The sequence below is a fragment of the Acidimicrobiia bacterium genome (assembly GCA_040289475.1).
Taxonomy (GTDB): Bacteria; Actinomycetota; Acidimicrobiia; order ATN3; family PSLF01; genus PSLF01.
The window spans coordinates 1-17,308 of the sequence record PSLF01000007.1; the positions used below are offsets into that span (position 1 = coordinate 1).

Here is a 17,308-nt window from a genome sequence, read left to right on the forward strand (position 1 = left end):
AGCTATGAACGGCTCAATTCTAAAGGCGGAAAAATCCATCGACGGACCCAGCCAAGCCTCAAAAACGCCTCAAGTTCCAAATAAGAAAGCGCCACGCGCACAAGATTTACACCTTCTTCGTAAAAAATTGCCCGGGGTTGCCAAATTGGAAAGAACTTTTTATTAAAGCAATACAAAGACTCAATTTGAAAATAAGGATTTAGCAGCTTTACAATTGCCCGCTGTATGTTCTGCCAAAATGTAAGCGGGACCTCTCCCGAGAGTAACCTAGAAAATACAGCGAAGTTTAGACTCAAATACTTAAGTCCCCTAGCCTGAAGTGCAATACATGTTTGGGCAACGAGAAACTCACTCAAGCCATTGGGAGTATTAGGATCACGGCTTATTTGATCTAGCGAGTATCCAGACTCCTTGCCATAAAATGGGACGAGCTTCATAAAACCTTTTAGTGCGCCAGATGAATCGCGAGACATCGCTACTAAGCAATCACTGTCGTTTTCATCAAAATGCCGATTCAAACACATAGAAAACCCGCGATTCGGAGCTTTTCCTCTCCAGCGGTTAGCAACGGAATCCATTTCGGCTTTTAGGTTTTCTGTGATATAAGGAGCGTCGAGCAGTTCGAAAGTGTATCCCCGCTTTTGAAGCCGGTGACACGACTGACGTACTTTACGAATTGGCCTTCCCTCGAGTGTAAAGGCTTCCAAATCGATCAATGCTTCGTCTCCTAGATAGAATGACTTGAGGCCTAAGGACGAGTACAGAGCCTCGTTAGACTCTCTTCCGGCAAGAACAGCGATTTTCCATCCCATCCGGTGGGCTCGCTCCATAAACTGCCGTAGCAGAGATTCAAGCTCCCTCGGGTCTCCGATTGGATCTCCTGATATGCACGCGACCCCGTTTATATACCGGTAGGCAACAAAGGATTCACCCGACTCAGAAAAGAAGTAGCTTTTGTCGGATCGAAGTGAAAAGTATGAGAGAGAATCACTTCCCCATCGTTCAACGATCTGGCGAGCAATTTCTCCCTCTCGATCACCCCAGTTCACTCCCTCCACCACCGGACGGAACACAAGATACGCTAAGACGGCAAAGCCAACCAGTCCCAGTCCGCTTAAGGAGAAGTAGAAAAACTCGTTCGCACTTGTACGCCCGATTACCAACGGACCCCGCGATCCAACTAAGCCTTCTGCGGTCGACAAAAGCATATTGCCCACCGTGAGCCTGCCCTCTAATGAGTGACGATAGCCGAATAGCGCACTCATCGAATATGCAGTGACTCCTGTCAGATACGTGGAAAGAAACCGTGCTGCTTGCCGCAGGGAGGGAGGGTCTGGTAGAGCAAAAAACTCATGCCGGTACGCCAAAAGCATCCCTATGAGGACCAGCTTCGCAAAAACCGATGTGAGTTCAAATCCTCGCACGGTGCTAGCTACCAGTCCTGCACTTGCCACGCCCAGAGTCAACTGCCACGCCCGGTGCTTCCTGAGCTGGAGTTGCCGAGCTAACACAAGCAACGCAATCCCCGCTTGAAGGGAAAGTAGTCGGGCAGGAAGTTCAACACTCAGGGGAACCACCCACTCAATCAGTTGCATCCGAGGAACTAGGGAGGGCTTTACGGCCATTAGGATACTGACGAGACCTGAAAGCCTACAGAGTACTGCAGCCAACCGAGGGATATTCAGAGCTCGTGAAGGCCTGTTTGAGTAATGGATGCGAGCTTCAGTCATTGCGATCAGAATTCATAGTAATGGATCAAAAACCCCCCTAACGCGACCGCCCGTCCAGGCGGACTGTTTTGGCCTTTTAGCTTAGGCGCTTCCCTAGGGTAAACTATGGGCCCCCATCGCTTGCACAACCTAACAGTCACAACCCGGCGAGACGTTTGTGGCGGGCCCAAAACACGTTGTGCTGGCCCGCTACAGGCATCGGTTGAGTTTGTCTGGAGAAAACAGCGGCTGGATAATCCCGGGTGTGCTCGAATGTATCCACATGTTCGGGGAGGCGTAAGTGAAGAATTTTTCGGTAACCTTCAAACCAAGCATTGTCTGTAGGCTCGTCGCGGCAGCGACGACGATCGTGTTGCTTGTAGCACCTCAATCCTACGCGCAACAGCGTCCTTTCGAGCCAATGTTCGAAGTGTCGTCAGCTCTCCGAACGGCCAATGAGCCAACCCAGGTACAAGTTTATTTTGAGCTAAAAGAGGGAGACGCTTTCCCGACCAGAGCAGTATTCGAAATTCCTGGCGCTTATCAAATCCCTAAAGGCTCCGAGATCCCCAACGGCGACATAGTTGGCGACGGAGTGATAACCATTAAAACTGCAGCTATCGGAACGGTAACGGTGAATACGTGTCTTTCTAACCGAAACCCTCCTCGGTCCGGGGATTGGGCAACCATCAATGTTGCCGTACAGCTCGGCAACACTAACCCCTCGGGCTGCAGTGGCCTTCTAAACCTGGCCCTAAGTCTCAAGCGAGAGGGAGAAGGCGCCCCGTACACAGCTGTTTTGGAGCTTCCCTCGACTGGAGGACTAGGTCTCGACACTCCAATCAAATTGACCGTCAATTTGTTTGGCATATCTCGACCCGACCCACAATCGGTGCCCCCAGCTCCAGGAAACACCGAGATATTAAAGAACCCCGCGACGCCAGGAATTTATGAGTGGAAGCTTACGGTTCAAGACGCTTCCGGGCGCGTCAAGGTCCTTACCCAACCCCAGCGCATCGATCAACCACCGCCCAAACCGAACGAGGCAGGAAAAAAGGTGATTAGATGGGCAGCGATTGCGGGTGGAGCGATCATAGCGCTACTGCTCATCGCTCTCATCGTCTTTATGGCCAGAAGAAAAGCCCGCAAAATCTTTGAAGAGGTCGCATCCGAACAAGCCGAGCTAGAAAGCTTGGATTATTTCGAAGGAACGCCCACCGCGGAAGAGGATCGGGCCGAAGTAGCCATAAAAGGGAGATACTCATCCCAAAGTGAGGAAGCGCGCTTCGACCACCGCTAAGAAAGCACATAGGTAAGCAGACTCGGCCATGTGCAGGACGAGTGTTTCCCTAGTGATCTAGAGCTGAATGGGATCTTGAGGCATACTTTGGCTTCGACTCACAGCTGAACAAAGACCGATTTCACCTGAGTGTACAGATCAATTGAGTACTTTCCGAGCTCTCGGCCAAATCCAGACTGTTTGTATCCTCCGAAACTAACAGCTAAATCGGTCACGTTGTAGGTATTGATCCATACAGTGCCTGCACGTATGGCCCGAGCCAGACGGTGGGCTTTTTTAATGTCGTTCGTCCAAACTGCCGCCGCTAATCCGTAGATCACGTCGTTAGCGAGTCGGATTGCATCTTCGCTCCCCTTGAACGGTATGACAGACAGAACAGGACCAAAAATCTCCTCCTGGGCAATGGTCATTCTGTTGTCGACCTCATCAAAGATTGTCGGTTCGACAAAGTAACCTGGAGGAATCGAGGGATCTTTGGGCTTGCCGCCACCTCGCACTAGTCGTGCGCCTTCCTCCTTCCCTTTTTCAATAAATCCGGTCACCCGCTCATACTGCTCTTTGGAGACCACTGGTCCCATGGTCGTCCCCGGATCTAGACCATGTCCCAGCTTGAACTGGGAGACAGCGTTTTCAAGCCTTTCGAGTAAGGCATCGTGGATGGATTCTTGTACCAGAAGGCGAGAGCCCGCTGTGCATATCTGGCCAGCATTGGCGAATATCCCCCACAGACATGCCTGCGCCGCGGCGTCCAAGTCAGAGTCGGCGAGAACGATGTTAGGAGACTTCCCACCCAACTCGAGACTCACCCTCTTGAGAGTCTGGGCTGCGCTACACATAATCTGCCGCCCTACCTCCGTAGATCCCGTGAAGGCGATCTTGTCAACTTCGGGATGCTCGACTATCGCCGCACCAGTAGACCCGGGTCCGGTTACCACATTTACTACACCCTTTGGCAGTCCAGCCTCGCTACAAAGCTCGGCCAGACGAAGTGCGGTCAACGGGGTTTGCTCTGCGGGCTTGAGAACTACTGTGTTACCGAACGCTATAGCGGGGGCAATTTTCCAAGCAGCCATTACAGCTGGAAAGTTCCATGGGATGATCTGACCGCACACACCTACAGGCTCGCGGAGCGTGTAACTAAACATGTTCGCTGCAGTGGGATTTGTGTCCCCGTAAATCTTGTTTGCCCAGCCAGCGTAGTATCGAAATGTTTCCGCAACTGCTACCATCTCGCCCGTTGCTTGTGCCAAGGGCTTTCCGTTGTCCAGTGTCTCCAGCTCGGCAAGCTCCTGGCGATGCTCGTCGATCAGGGTGGCGATCTTTAGCAGTACACGCGCACGCTTGTGCGGACTCAAATCGGACCAACGCCCATCGTCAAAAGAGCGGCGCGCGGCTTTGACAGCTCGATCGACATCTTCGGCACCTGCCTCAGAAACTTCGCACAAAACCTCTCCTGTTGCCGGATCGATTGTGGAGAAAGTCTTCCCCGAGATAGAGTCGACCCATTCGCCGTCTATAAAGAGCCGCTTTTTAGTCGAGATGAACTCTCTTGCAGGACCAGAAATTCGCTCTTTCACCATTGACGTGGCCATAAGTACTCCTTCGGCTTCTAGCAAATTGAAATCGTAGGCACTAGTCGCTTGGAGCCCCCAAACAAAAAATCGCCTTCTTATCTCTTGCCCGATCAGGAACTGATCCCACTACGAGCTTCCTAGAGGCGCATCTTTGGACCCATGGCGCTGGCCCGGAAGCTCTCCCGTTACCATGTAGCGAACGCGCTCACCAATATTCACGGCATGGTCGGCGATTCTCTCAAAAAACCTCCCAATTAGAGCAACCCTAATGGCTACTTCGGTTTCCTCATCCGGGGTCTTTACGATATCCCTCAACAGATCTCGTTGGAAGTCGTCTATCACATCGTCCATCTGTTCCAAAGCTGAAGCCTTCCCCACATTCATCCCCTCGAACGCCTCTATTGCTTGGTCGAACATAGTTTTTGACTGCTTTCCCATAGCTAGAATCGTTCCGCGGAGCCGCTCCGAGATGCGGTGAGGATACACCTGCTTTCCTGCTTTGGCTATGTTTACAATTAGGTCTCCAGTGCGCTCCACCTCGTGATTGATTCGAAGCAATGACACTAAAAAACGAAGATCCGAGGCCATCGGTTGCTGGGTTGCCAATATCTGATAGACGCGATTCTCGATAGCAGCACTGCGTCGATCAATGTCGGAGTCTGCCTCGATCAGCTCGTCATATACCTCAAGCTGTCCCTCTACCAATGCCTCTGTACATCTCGCTAACCCGCCGGAGACGCGCCTGGCTATCTCCGACAGCTCTTCTCGTAGCAAGTCAAGCTCTTGATGATAGCTGGGTCTCGTGTCTTTTTTGTTCGTGACCAACTTCGTGACCATTCAGATCGGCTTTGGCAAGCAAGATAGCACGGAAGCGAAGATAGTTAGCTGGGAATGCGTTTTATTTATAGCGGTGACCGAGCGGCGGTGAACCCGTCTAAAATTGATTCTGGTCGATCTGCTTCGTTTTGCTCCATAAGAAAACTTTGTCCCGGTCACCATCTAGGGGAGTAAACACGAACTATTTAGCTGGCTGGAAATAAAAAGGCGACTAGGAATTAATGTCTACGGCCGTTTTAGCTGCGGCGGCCGGGGGGCTGTTGGGCGGACTGGTCGTCCTACTAACAAGCAGTATTAGACAGAGAGCTGACCGAACCCGCCTACTCAGGCGGCTAGAGTCCGCCTTTGCTCGTATTTCTGGTCCCCAGGCATCCTCCCTTTTTGAGACCGGACTCCCTACAGAATTGGCCCTCGAACGCATGGAAGATGCAATAGAGCACGTTGTATCGTCCAGTGCCACAGCGCTCGAGTCGTTCTCCATCTTGTGCCGGGCTTTCGACGAGATCGGTGTGGCAGCAGCTGTATATACGGTCTCTGGGGAGGAGGTGTACCAGAACCGTCCGGCCAAGCTTCTGTTGGAAAATCATGCTAAAGCAGGTCTTTCTTCGGCGTTAGAAACCCTGGTTTCTAAGTCGCTATGGAACGGTGAACCCATAACAGAAGAGTTCCACCCAGCCGAGGTCGACTCGCCATCGGTCTCGGTACGGGTGATTCCTCTGGACGGACGCAAAAAGCGCCTCGGAGTAATAGCGATCCTCGCTCAACAGACACCGCTTCGAGCCATCGACCCTGAACAGTTGTGTCGCCACGTCGCCGAAAAACTCAGGGAATCAGCAATACGAAAATCCGTATCGCTTCTCGTATACGAACCGCCTCCAACAGCGCGTCCGGGTTCAGTAGTAACCTCAGCCGAAGTAATAGAAGACGTCTTGGAAGAGCTTGCAACGAAGGCGGTTTCTCTTTCCCGGCCAGGCTCTAGTGTTGAGATTGGCTCGGCCCGAGTGAGAGACGAAGTGTGGCTATGGGTGGCAGACGAGGTGGACCAGGTTCCCTCAATAGAAGGTCCCGAGCCGCGCAGCCGCTCCACGGGCGCGCGCTTCGAGAAGATACTCCAAGATTCTAGTAGCCTGCGCTACCTGGCAGAAAGTGTCGGGACTCAACTAGATTGCACCTACATTGAAGGAAAAGGAAGGCGATTCACGCTCCGGTTTTCGCGTCGATCTGTTGGATGACGGATGCGACGTCGGTCGCTACCAATCTAGCAAGTCCTTCATCGGCACTTTCGACCATGACTCTGATTAGAGGCTCGGTTCCCGACGGCCTTACCAATAGGCGCCCATGACTACCCAGACGGCGCTTCGCCTCTGCGACACATAAAGCGAGCTCCTCGGAGGCGATCACCTCTCTTTTGTCCTTCACCTCTATGTTCAAAAGGACCTGGGGAACACGCTCAACGGCGCCAGCGGCCTCCGCCAGGGACTGCCCCGTCTCGGCGACTAGCTGAAGCAAAAAAGCTGCGGTCAGGATCCCGTCGCCTGTAGTGCCACAATCCGCAAACACGATGTGACCCGACTGTTCTCCCCCTAGCTTGGCCCCCCTAGCGCGCATTGCCTCGACTACCTCACGATCGCCTACACCGCACTCTACTAGCTCGACTCCGAGCCTCTCGAGTGCAAGGCGCAAACCCAAATTGGACATAACTGTCGCCACAACGATTGGCGGGTCAAGGCGTCCTTTCCCAAGCAACCATGCGCCAAACGCGGCCATGAGATTGTCGCCGTCGTACACAGTTCCCTCCGCGTCGACAGCGATCAGACGATCAGCATCTCCATCGAGCGCGAGCCCAATCGAGAACCCTGAAGTTTTGGTCGCCGAAAGGATCAGCGAGGTGTCGGTTGCGCCGCACCCTACATTGATCTTGGTTCCGTCTCCTTCCGCTGCAACGGCTACAACTTCAGCGCCAGAGGCGGCGAGTACCCGTGGAGCTATTTCAGATGCCGCACCGTTGGCGCAATCCACGACAGCTCTAATGCCTGACAGCTTTGCAACCCCAACGGAGTCAATGACGTGTCGCTCGTAGCGCTGGATGATCTCTGGAACGAGCTCGTCGCTTACCGCTCGCCGGATTTGTTGGCGCTCGTTGTCTAATATCTGGCCCTCGAAAATCGCCTCGATCGAAGCTTCGTCGGCCGGCCCCAGCTTGTACCCGCCTGCTCCGAAAAATTTGATGCCGTTGTCCTCGGGGGGATTGTGTGAGGCCGAGATTACGCATCCACCGGCGAGACCGAGCTCGGTAACGGCAAAAGCCACTACTGCAGTCGGAACGGTTCCCAAGTAGATCACGTCCGCACCCGACGAAGCGAGTCCCTCCGCGCACGCCTCGGCAAGGGAGGGCGAGGAGACACGGGTGTCATGTCCCACTGCTATTGCCGGTCTTTTAAGTCCTGCGACGACCTCGCGTGCTGACAACAGATGCGTGCCTGCTGCCCGCCCCAGCTTCCAGGCAAAATCTCTGGTAAGCTCTACCTCGGCCTTCCCTCGCACGCCGTCAGTACCGAAATACCTGAGAGACCGTTCGCTCGTTGCCACAGCTCTTCTCAGCTTCTTTGGTTGTTGAGAGCAATGAACGTCTTTATGCCCTCGGGGCCCATGAGATGCGGAGGCTTTCTTGAACGATACTCGTAGCGCGTTAGCGCTTGGAGTACTGCGGAGCCTTCCTGGCCTTCTTTAGGCCATACTTTCGGCGCTCTTTTTCTCTTGCATCCCGAGCCAGGAACCCTTCCCGTCGAAGCCTTGCTGAGATTGACTCGTCAAGCTCACAAAGCGCCTTTGCTATACCCAGCCGCGTTGCTCCCGCCTGTGCGCTCTTGCCCCCTCCCTTAGCATTGACAAAAACATCGACTTTATCAGCTACTCCGGCCGCACGCAGAGGTTCAAACACAAGCCACTCCTGTAGGGCAGAGGTGAAGTAGTCACCTGCTAGCGTACCGTTTACAAAAATTCTGCCTGACCCAGGAAATATCCTCACCCGAGCCACAGAGGTCTTGCGGCGCCCGCAATGGACTTTCGATGAGGGACGAATCTCTAGTTCTGCAGGGGGGGAGAACTGATCTCGGTACGACCCCCGTTGCGACCGACCCTCAGAATGTTTGGAATGTTTGCTTTGAAATGTGCCCATGTCTTCTCATAACCTGCTCAGTCTGACCCAAACCTGTATTTCGACGTGCATCGCTTATTATCGGAAATGCCACTCGTGAAGCCAGCATCCGCTGGCCTCATAAGGACAACGCTGCCCAGCTTTACCGTCGTCACACTTGTAGACGCTGCGGCTTCTGCGCTGTGTGCGGATGATCAGGACCTGCGTAAACGTGTAGCTTTCCCGCCAGCTTCCTGCCGAGTCTGTTCTTCGGCAGCATTCCCCTAACTGCTATCTCAACCACTTTGGCAGGATCCTTTGCCATCAACTCCCCTGCCCCAGTCTCTCTCAGCCCTCCCGAATATCCCGAGTGTCTGTAGTACTTTTTTGAAGATAGCTTGTCCCCGGTAAGCACAACCTTGGAAGCGTTGATGACCACGACGTGATCTCCGGTGTCAAGGTGGGGAGCAAACTGCGGCTTATGCTTGCCCCTTATTACCTTTGCTAATTCGGAAGCAAGCCGACCCAGCACCTTGCCTTCAGCGTCTACTACGAACCACTGAGGTTGAATGTCTTCTTTTTTCGGCGTATATGTCTTCTGTCGCATCATAGAAAATCTGTCACGAAAGCCTCTGCGACCGAGTTCGCCAAAGCCGTAAAAGCCAGGCTCTATAGGCTAAAGCCGAGCGGAGTTCACGTCAAAGCAATACAGAACATTTCGTACAACCCTTGAAATAGCTTTTCGCTCTCACCCGCAGAGCACAATAAGATGCCGTGCTAATCTAGGTGTCTGAGCGACAGAAGCGGTGATCGAGGGCGAGACGAGCAGTCGGTGCCAAGCATTGTACAAGCCTGCTCTGTCAACGCCAACTCCTCGGCTACGGCGTGGGTTCGATCTCGCAAGGTCGCAGCACCGAGCGACAGGGCTCATTGGTGCGGCTTCCTCAAAGATGTCTGGTAAAGCTCGATGCCCGGTAGAAGACACAGAGCAAAGGAGAAAGAGGGAAGTGTTGCAATCTCGAGATTTCGAAGCTCAAAAACGAGCCGCTATTGAAATTCTGACATCACCCGAATTACAGAGCATTTGCGAGATGGCGCTTTGGAAGGAGAGAGATGGCTCGGATGAAATCTTTGTGGCAGCCAACTCTTTGGGAACGGTGCGCTTCAAAAGAACTCCAGAAGGAGACAGATACAGTTACGAAATTGTTGACGTCAAGGGCGACAACATTCTAGAGAGGCAGGACCCCTCCGCGTTTTCGCCATTAAAAGAAGAACTTGAGAACTTGTATCCAGATCCATCCAAAAATCACTACCCGAACGCGTTCGAGACGATCTCACAGATTTTCGAAGATGAAAACTCCCCGGACATCGCGGCGGTTCACACTGCGGCGCACAACTGGGAAGACGAGGGGGGACACAGAGGGGAGCACGGCTCATTGGACGTAGTTCAGGCGCGAGCTCCATTCATAGCCGGCGGAAAAGGGATCGCCAAACTCGGAGTAATTCCAAAATCGGCGCGCCTCGTCGACATAGCTCCCACAATTTTGAAACTGCTCGGAGCCGAAACCATCAAAGGGCGAACAGAGACCGGGGATTTGTTTAACGGAGTCTACCTACGCGTCCAAGATGGTCGTCCAATCGACGAAATCATCGAACCGGATGCGCCTCCCAAACACGTGGTGACTTTTCTGTTGGACGGATGCAATCCAAACGTATTGTGGGACATGATCGAAAAGGGAGAAGCTAACAACATTGCCCGAATAGCCGAATCGGGGACAACTTTTGCTTATGGAGCGATCGCCGGCTTTCCTACGGTTACATTGGCCAACCACACCGCGATCGTGACAGGCACTTACCCCGGGCGACACAGCGTTCTCCACAACTCTTTCTGGCACCGAACGGAAAGAAAAAGGATCGATACAAACCATCCATCCACTTGGCACCTGTGGTCTAATTGGGTGTCTAATGAGGTGGAGACCATTCATCAAGCCCTTCATCGCTGTTTTCCCGATGCGTTCACCGCTGCCATCAACGAGCCCGCCGACGGGGGGGCAGACTTTTCTACATTTGGGCTAATGCGCAAAGGGGACTTTCGAGGTCTCCCGGAGTTCCCAAAAGAACTTCCCCATGCTTCGCAGCAATTCGTCCGACCCTACAAGGACTACGAGTGGGCAACACTAGCCGATCACCTAGGAGTTGAGCTTGCCACGAGCGTTTGGAAGGGAAACTTCCAAGGCACCGATTACCCCAAGCCATCGTTTATGTGGTGCAATTTTGCACTCACCGATGCTGCGATGCACAGAGGCGGTCCTCACTCCGATGTAGCGCGGGCCGGCGTACGGGACACAGACGGCCGTATTGGCGAGATTCTCGCCGCTATCGAGGAAGCCGGGGAAATTGATGAGACAGCCTTCTTCATCTTCGCAGACCACGGCATGGAAGAGACCAACCCCGAGGTAACTGGGAACTGGTCAACTGCGCTAGAGAAAGCCGGGATCAACTTCCGAGACGAAGGATACAGTTTTATCTATATAGGCGTGAGCTAGAGACCTGTTGCGTGGCTAAAAGACCCTTGCTCGATCGCCCATGTTGAGGGCGTCACAGGTGGCCAACCTCGGGGCACGCTTTACCTCATAGATCAGCCATAACAAGATCCCTAGCTAGAAGCGTTCGCATTTGTCTTTAGCGAGTTAGGGATTTACCCAAGAGATGAGCCTTCTCCGCTCACGGGGCTGAACGAGAGAGCCACCGAGTTAATACAGTACCTCAAGCCCGTAGGAGGAGGACCATCTTCAAAGACGTGGCCCAAGTGCGAACCGCATCTTGCGCAAGTCACCTCCGTGCGAATCATGTTGTAGGAGTAATCCGGTTTTTCCTGTACCACATCGGGAGAGATCGGTTCCCAAAAGCTCGGCCACCCTGTTCCTGAGTCGAACTTGGCAGCGGAGCGGAACAGCTCAGCCCCGCAAGCTGCACACGAGTAGATTCCGTTCTCTTTGTTGTACAAGAGGCTCCCAGAGAAAGGAGGCTCGGTCGCTCCTTCTCTGCACACCGCGTATTGCTCAGGTGTGAGCCTCTGGCGCCACTCTTCTTCTGTTTGGGGTAAATCAACGTTCTCAGATCCCATCCTGACCCATTCTCCCGTGTTGGCTCCCGCCGCTCGCATTATCGACAAGAAACTTGAAAACTTACAACGGCGCTATTCGACACCTGTCCCCGGTGGATATCGTACCCCTATCAAATACAGGCCATGTGGAGGTGCGGGCTTCCACCGGTATTCTGACACTGCTTCGGGCCGCCGCGGCGACTCCTCCGCCCGCGCCCAATGCACCATAGCACCGACGATCCTTCGCACCATCTGGTGACAAAATGCATTTGCTTCGATCTCGAACCACAATTCGTCTGCACAGCATGGGTCATCGCTACAACGTGGCCTTGACCACTGGGCAAAAATCACCTTCCTCATTGTTCCTGTACGTTCTCTCGTCCCGTGATCTTCGTCTCCAACGCCTGCTGCATCGCCGTGTTCGCCTCCCGAATTAGAATTGTCACTCCTGGTTTTGGTAGCTCCTTTGCAAAATGCACTGAAGTCATGCGTGCCGACTACGAGGCTCGCGGCTCTGTGGAGAATCGTCTCCGCACCCTCGGAAAGTGTTCCGACCCACCACGTTCTCGTTCTCCTTAGAGGATCTGGCCGCGGCGACGTGAGCAACTTATATCGGTACCGTCGAGACAACGCCGATCTGCGAGCATCGAAACCCAACGGTGCCTCAGAGACGCTCACCGCAATATCGGGTGGAAGCAGTTTGGATAGCGACCGCTCTGCAACCTCTGGATCAATGCCGGAGTTGGTCGTGACCGATACAAACTGGGCAGTCGCGTGGACGCCGGCGTCCGTTCGGCCCGCCACAGAGAGGCGAAAAAACTTCGGCGGTCTAATTACAGCCCTGAGAGCGTCTTCGAGGGTTCCCTCTACAGTACGCAGATTAGGTTGCTTTGCGTATCCGCTGAACTCGGTGCCGTCATACGCTAGCTTGACGGCCAAAACTCGGTGACCGTGTGAAAAAAACTCCTCCGCCAAGGGGGGACTAGACCAGCTCTATGTAGGCCATCTCAGCCCCATCGCCCTTACGGGGCGGAAGCTTAGTGATTCGAGAGTATCCTCCGTCTCTATCCTCGTAACGAGCGGCAACGTTAGTAAACAGCCAATAAGTAAGGTCTTTGTCTCGTAATACAGCCATGACTTGACGGCGATCATGCAGAGTCCCGCGCTTGGCCTTCGTTATCAACCTCTCAACCAGAGGCTTCACAGCCTTTGCCTTCGCGGCAGTGGTCTTGACTCTTCCAGGCATCCCCCCGGCTCTGCGTGCGTCATCAAGAATGAGAGATCGACACAGGTTGGCTAGCATCAGCTTTTGATGGTCCGGACCGCTTCCGAGCCTAGGTCCTTTCCTCGGCTTAGGCATCTCGATCCTCCTGTTCAGGCGACACCTCGGTGCTCACTGCTTCGGCCACTCTTGCAAGATCGTCCGCGTCTCCGCCCTTCGCTTGGTGGCCCACTACAGCCGTGTTCTCCTCTTTTCTTTCGTTCGATATCGCCCACGCCGCCGATCCAGCAGAACTTTCACCTGCCGGCATACTGCCGGCGAGGGACAGGCCCATCTCGTCCAGTTTTTGCTTTACCTCGTCAAGGGACTTCTGCCCGAAGTTCTGAATAGCCATCAACTCTTGCTCTGTTTTCTGCACTAGCTCGGCAATCGTATGAATCTGCGCGCGCTTCAAGCAGTTTCGCGGTCTCTCGGACAAATCCAGCGCCTCTATCGGCCGATCCAGGTCGGGACTTATGGGTTTCTCAGCAACAGCCTCTCCGACTTCGAGAGCCGGCGCTTCTACAGCCTCCGCTACGACCTCCAAAAGATTTACCAGCGTCCGAGCGGCGGAACTCACCGCTTCAGCAGCTGCGATCGCTCCATTGGTCTCTACATCCATTATCAAGACGTCACGTTCGGCAGTCTGATCTACTTTGTAGACGACTCGCCTAACCGGAGAGTAGAGAGAATCTACCGGGATTACCCCAATTGGAGTCCCCTCTAATTTGTTCTTGTCAGCGGTCACGTATCCGTAGCCGCGCTGAACCGTAGCCGTGAGCTCGAGTCTCCCGGACTTTGATACGTTGGCTATGACATGGTCCTTATTGACGACCTCGACTTCGGGAGGGCATTGGAAGTCGCCAGCGACGATCGTGGTTGGGCCCCGCTTCTCTAAACGAATCTCAACTGGCTCTTCTGAATACGACTTGAGAACGACTTCTTTGAGGTTCAACAAAAGAGTAACGACGTCTTCCTTGACACCTGGAACGGTACTAAACTCGTGGTTCACTCCGTGTATCTGTACCCGAGTAATTGCCGCACCCGGCACAGAAGAGAGCAGCGTCCTTCTTAGCGAATTCCCAATCGTGTAACCGAACCCCGAGGGCAGGTCGTCGACTTTGAACTTGCGTCTGTTGGGTGGAAGTTCCCGGTTCAGATCTTCAGGAACAGTAAGCTTGGGGCGTCTTATTGTGAGCACTTTTCACCTCCCGCCTCGCAGACTCGAGCTCGCGGAGCCGGTTTCCGCACGCTCATCTCCACGTGCCGGTCACTATTTTTCTTGGTACCTATAATCCGGGAACCGGCCCCGGAATCCACTCCTCGCACGCCAGATAGCGTGTTGATATATCGCACAGTGCCGTGCTGCTGGGGACTCAATAGGCGCTGTGCAAATTGAAGTCATTCCTCACTTAGAGTAGAGCTCGACAATAAGCTGTTCGTTGACAGGAATGTCGATTTCTGATCTCTCCGGTTCTCTGGTGACGGTAGCCCGCAGCGCGCCATGGTCGACGTCTAACCATCCTGGGATAGCCCGATTTCCGAGGGTGTCTATAGAGTGTCTGACGACTATCAAGTTCCGGCTCTTTTCTCTTATAGCCACCGTGTCTCCGGGCTTCAGCTCGTAGCTAGGTATATCGACCTTGTTTCCATTTACCGTTACATGCCCGTGGCGGACTAGCTGCCGGGCTTGAGGCCTGCTCTCAGCGAACCCAGCCCTAAATACTGCGTTATCCAGTCGGAGCTCGAGCATTTTCAACAGGTTCTCGCCGGTCACGCCCTTTTTGCGTGTCGCTTCTCGGTAATACTTCCGGAACTGCTTTTCGAGAACCCCGTAGATTCTGCGAGCCTTTTGCTTTTCCCTAAGCTGCAGCATGTACTCGGTAGTACGGGGCCTGATTCGACCATGCTCGCCTGGTGGGTAGGGCCTGCGGTCGACGGGACAAGATGGCGAGATGCATTTAGCTCCCTTCAAAAAGAGCTTTATCTTCTCTCGCCTACATAGCTTACATACTGGTCCTGTGTAACGAGCCATCTAGCCGATATCTATCTCCTGCGCCTCAGTATCCTTCCATTCTTCTTTATGGTTACTTATCCAGCCTCGGACTCACAGCAGCTATTCCGCTGGCAATACTTATTCACTAAATAACTTTTGGGGGATATCAAACCCTGCGTCGTTTTCGCGGCCTGCAGCCGTTATGTGGCACGGGTGTAACGTCCTTTACTGCCCCGATCTCTAAGCCCGCGGCCATCAAGGCTCTGTAAGCAGTCTCTCGACCGGCGCCGGGACCCTTGATCAAAACATCGACCTTCTGAACTCCGTGCTCCTGAGCCTTTTTGGCTACTGCCGTTGCCGCTTGCTGTGCAGCATACGGTGTTGACTTTCTACTTCCTTTGAAGCCGACATTTCCGGATGAGGCCCATGCTATGGTGTTTCCGGCCGCATCGGTAATAGTGATGATCGTGTTATTGAACGAGGATTTGATGTGAGCCACGCCGTAGGAGATGTTTTTCTTCTCTTTTTTCCGCCCTCGCGTGCGGCCGCGCTTTTTGACTGTCATCAGTGCTTCTTCGCTGCTTTCTTCTTACCCGGCACGGTCTTGCGAGGACCTTTTCTAGTGCGGGCATTGGTATGTGTTCGCTGACCCCTAACAGGGAGTCCTCTCCTGTGCCGTAGACCTTGGTAGCTTCCTATCTCCATTTTGCGTTTTATATCCTGAGAAATTTCTCTTCTCAGGTCCCCCTCAACCTTAAAGTTCTCGTCTATGTAGCGTCGGATAGCGACTACTTCCTCGTCGGTAAGATCGCGAATCCGGGTGTCTGGGTTTATACCAGTGTCCCTAAGAATCTGCCTGGCACGGCTGAGACCTATCCCGAATATGTAGGTAAGGCCGATCTCCACTCTCTTGTCTCTTGGTAGATCGACACCCGCTATTCGAGCCATCAGCCTTGCCTCTGCTTGTGGCGAGGGTTAGAGCAGATCACCCGGACACGGCCGTGGCGTCTTATGATCCGGCACTTATCGCAAATTTTCTTCACAGAAGGACGAACTTTCAATCCTCTTCCCTGCTTTGAATCGACAGCACGATGCATGCGCTGCCGGAGCTGGCTGACCATAAAGGCATTCGAGACACGGCGCACTACGTTAGCAAAAAAAGACCGATCTCGCTAACGGATTGTCACCGCCACTTGACAGCTGAAGCCCTCAGCACCCTATTTATGTCGGTAGACGATTCGCCCTCTGGACAGGTCGTACGGCGACAACTCCACTACTACCCGATCTCCTGGAAGAATCCGAATGTAGTGCATTCTCATCTTCCCAGAGATATGAGCCAAGACCTTGTGGCCATTGTCGAGCTCGACTCTGAAAGTGGCATTAGGAAGCGGCTCTATCACCGTTCCCTCCACTTCGATTGCCTCTTCTTTTTTCGGCACGATTTCTTTAGCCCTCTCGATATCCAGACCCACTTACAAAATCAGTGTAGCAGCAGGCCTTGGCATGACCTCGGCCTAGATCCGGGTAAGGACCTCCGGCCCATTTTCCAGCACAGCGACCGTGTGCTCGAAGTGTGCAGACAGGGACCCATCCGCGGTAACCACAGTCCAACCATCCTCGAGAACTTTTGTCTGGTGAGTCCCGATGTTCACCATCGGCTCGATTGCAAAAACATGACCTACCTTGATCTTCTTTCCCTCTCCAGGAACTCCATAATTGGGAATTTGTGGGGGCTCGTGCATCTGCTCCCCGATCCCGTGACCAACGTAGTCTCTTACCACTGAGAATCCTTCGGCCTCGACGATGGACTCCACTGCATGCCCTATGTCACCCAAAGTGTTTCCAGGAACACACACCTCGATCCCAGCTTCAAGCGCCCGCTTCGTAGTCTCGATTAGGCGAACCGCTTCAAGCGAGATTTCACCCACCCCTACAGTCACAGCAGCATCCCCATGCATTCCCTCGTAGATGGCGCCACAGTCGATTCCAATAATGTCGCCCTCCACCAGACGGTAATCACCCGGAATTCCGTGAACTACTACATCGTTCGGGGAGGTGCAAATCGAGGCGGGGAAGCCCCTGTACCCTTTGAAGCTGGGAATAGCCTCTCTGGATCGGATGAACTCCTCTGCGAGTTTGTCCAAGTACGCCGTCGTGACACCCGGGCGAATTGCTTCGGTTAGTAGTGCTAGGGTCTCCGCAACGATCTTCCCCGCTTTTCTCATGCTAGCTAGCTGGTCCGGGCTCTTGCGTGTTACGCGTGCGACGACTTCCATGGAATATCACCTTCAGTACTAACTACCACACACCTAATGCAACAGGCCGCTGTTGATCAAAAATTACGTGACACGTTACCAAAACAGCGGAAACCCATCCCGCGACCGAGATA

General features: G+C 53.6%; 19 protein-coding genes. 3 read left to right on the top strand and 16 right to left on the bottom strand.

Annotated elements, in window-relative coordinates:
* Positions 1-2 precede the first annotated feature (2 nt).
* Entirely contained in the window at positions 3-1,730 is a 1,728-nt protein-coding gene (locus C4318_04990) for a hypothetical protein (GenBank protein MER3454498.1), read from the bottom strand.
* A gap of 280 nt (positions 1,731-2,010) precedes the next feature.
* Here C4318_04990 and C4318_04995 point away from each other — a divergent pair, with 280 nt between their 5' ends.
* Entirely contained in the window at positions 2,011-3,009 is a 999-nt protein-coding gene (locus C4318_04995) for a hypothetical protein (GenBank protein ID MER3454499.1), read from the top strand.
* A gap of 98 nt (positions 3,010-3,107) precedes the next feature.
* On the opposite strand, the gene C4318_05000 is transcribed toward C4318_04995, so the two are convergent.
* Together C4318_05000 and phoU are read right to left on the bottom strand one after the other, a co-directional pair.
* Complete coding sequence (locus tag C4318_05000; protein MER3454500.1) at positions 3,108-4,589, bottom strand: betaine-aldehyde dehydrogenase; 1,482 nt, start codon at positions 4,587-4,589, stop codon at positions 3,108-3,110.
* Positions 4,590-4,709: 120 nt separating this feature from the next.
* Positions 4,710-5,420: a phosphate transport system regulatory protein PhoU gene (gene phoU / locus C4318_05005; protein MER3454501.1), complete on the bottom strand. Its 711-nt coding sequence runs from the start codon at positions 5,418-5,420 to the stop codon at positions 4,710-4,712.
* Positions 5,421-5,641: 221 nt separating this feature from the next.
* On the opposite strand from phoU, the gene C4318_05010 reads away from it, so the two are divergent.
* The gene (locus C4318_05010; GenBank protein MER3454502.1) at positions 5,642-6,652 is read left to right on the top strand and encodes a hypothetical protein; all 1,011 of its coding nucleotides are present in this window, start codon (positions 5,642-5,644) and stop codon (positions 6,650-6,652) included.
* Here the strand turns inward: C4318_05010 and glmM are convergent.
* From glmM to C4318_05025, 3 genes are all read right to left on the bottom strand, one after another.
* Entirely contained in the window at positions 6,618-8,009 is a 1,392-nt protein-coding gene (gene glmM, locus C4318_05015; GenBank protein ID MER3454503.1) for a phosphoglucosamine mutase, read from the bottom strand. The two genes, C4318_05010 and glmM, sit on opposite strands and share 35 nt — an antisense overlap.
* Positions 8,010-8,109: 100 nt before the next feature.
* Positions 8,110-8,598, bottom strand: a complete 489-nt coding sequence (locus tag C4318_05020) for a 30S ribosomal protein S9 (GenBank protein MER3454504.1) — start codon at positions 8,596-8,598, stop codon at positions 8,110-8,112.
* 130 nt (positions 8,599-8,728) lie between these two features.
* On the bottom strand, positions 8,729-9,163 hold the full coding sequence (locus C4318_05025) for a 50S ribosomal protein L13 (protein MER3454505.1): 435 nt from the start codon (positions 9,161-9,163) through the stop codon (positions 8,729-8,731).
* Positions 9,164-9,362: 199 nt separating this feature from the next.
* Here C4318_05025 and C4318_05030 point away from each other — a divergent pair, with 199 nt between their 5' ends.
* Positions 9,363-11,102 carry a hypothetical protein gene (locus C4318_05030; GenBank protein ID MER3454506.1) on the top strand — a complete coding sequence of 580 codons (1,740 nt, stop codon included), beginning with the start codon at positions 9,363-9,365 and terminating at the stop codon, positions 11,100-11,102.
* Between the two features lie 152 nt (positions 11,103-11,254).
* On the opposite strand, the gene msrB is transcribed toward C4318_05030, so the two are convergent.
* The 10 genes from msrB to map form a co-directional block, all read right to left on the bottom strand.
* Positions 11,255-11,683 carry a peptide-methionine (R)-S-oxide reductase gene (gene msrB / locus C4318_05035; protein MER3454507.1) on the bottom strand — a complete coding sequence of 143 codons (429 nt, stop codon included), beginning with the start codon at positions 11,681-11,683 and terminating at the stop codon, positions 11,255-11,257.
* A 72-nt stretch (positions 11,684-11,755) separates the two neighbouring features.
* Entirely contained in the window at positions 11,756-12,637 is an 882-nt protein-coding gene (locus C4318_05040) for a hypothetical protein (protein ID MER3454508.1), read from the bottom strand.
* A gap of 7 nt (positions 12,638-12,644) precedes the next feature.
* Complete coding sequence (locus C4318_05045; protein MER3454509.1) at positions 12,645-13,022, bottom strand: 50S ribosomal protein L17; 378 nt, start codon at positions 13,020-13,022, stop codon at positions 12,645-12,647.
* Positions 13,015-14,124: a DNA-directed RNA polymerase subunit alpha gene (locus C4318_05050; protein ID MER3454510.1), complete on the bottom strand. Its 1,110-nt coding sequence runs from the start codon at positions 14,122-14,124 to the stop codon at positions 13,015-13,017. The genes C4318_05045 and C4318_05050 overlap by 8 nt, the downstream gene beginning before the upstream one ends.
* A gap of 207 nt (positions 14,125-14,331) precedes the next feature.
* Positions 14,332-14,958 carry a 30S ribosomal protein S4 gene (locus C4318_05055; GenBank protein MER3454511.1) on the bottom strand — a complete coding sequence of 209 codons (627 nt, stop codon included), beginning with the start codon at positions 14,956-14,958 and terminating at the stop codon, positions 14,332-14,334.
* 127 nt (positions 14,959-15,085) lie between these two features.
* The gene (locus C4318_05060) at positions 15,086-15,484 is read right to left on the bottom strand and encodes a 30S ribosomal protein S11 (protein MER3454512.1); all 399 of its coding nucleotides are present in this window, start codon (positions 15,482-15,484) and stop codon (positions 15,086-15,088) included.
* Positions 15,484-15,867 carry a 30S ribosomal protein S13 gene (locus C4318_05065; protein MER3454513.1) on the bottom strand — a complete coding sequence of 128 codons (384 nt, stop codon included), beginning with the start codon at positions 15,865-15,867 and terminating at the stop codon, positions 15,484-15,486. The genes C4318_05060 and C4318_05065 overlap by 1 nt, the downstream gene beginning before the upstream one ends.
* Positions 15,867-15,980: a 50S ribosomal protein L36 gene (locus C4318_05070; protein ID MER3454514.1), complete on the bottom strand. Its 114-nt coding sequence runs from the start codon at positions 15,978-15,980 to the stop codon at positions 15,867-15,869. The genes C4318_05065 and C4318_05070 overlap by 1 nt, the downstream gene beginning before the upstream one ends.
* Before the next feature lie 156 nt (positions 15,981-16,136).
* Positions 16,137-16,358 (bottom strand): translation initiation factor IF-1, encoded by a 222-nt coding sequence (locus C4318_05075; protein MER3454515.1) that lies wholly within the window; start codon positions 16,356-16,358, stop codon positions 16,137-16,139.
* Between the two features lie 75 nt (positions 16,359-16,433).
* The gene (map, locus tag C4318_05080; GenBank protein MER3454516.1) at positions 16,434-17,195 is read right to left on the bottom strand and encodes a type I methionyl aminopeptidase; all 762 of its coding nucleotides are present in this window, start codon (positions 17,193-17,195) and stop codon (positions 16,434-16,436) included.
* Positions 17,196-17,308: the final 113 nt, after the last annotated feature.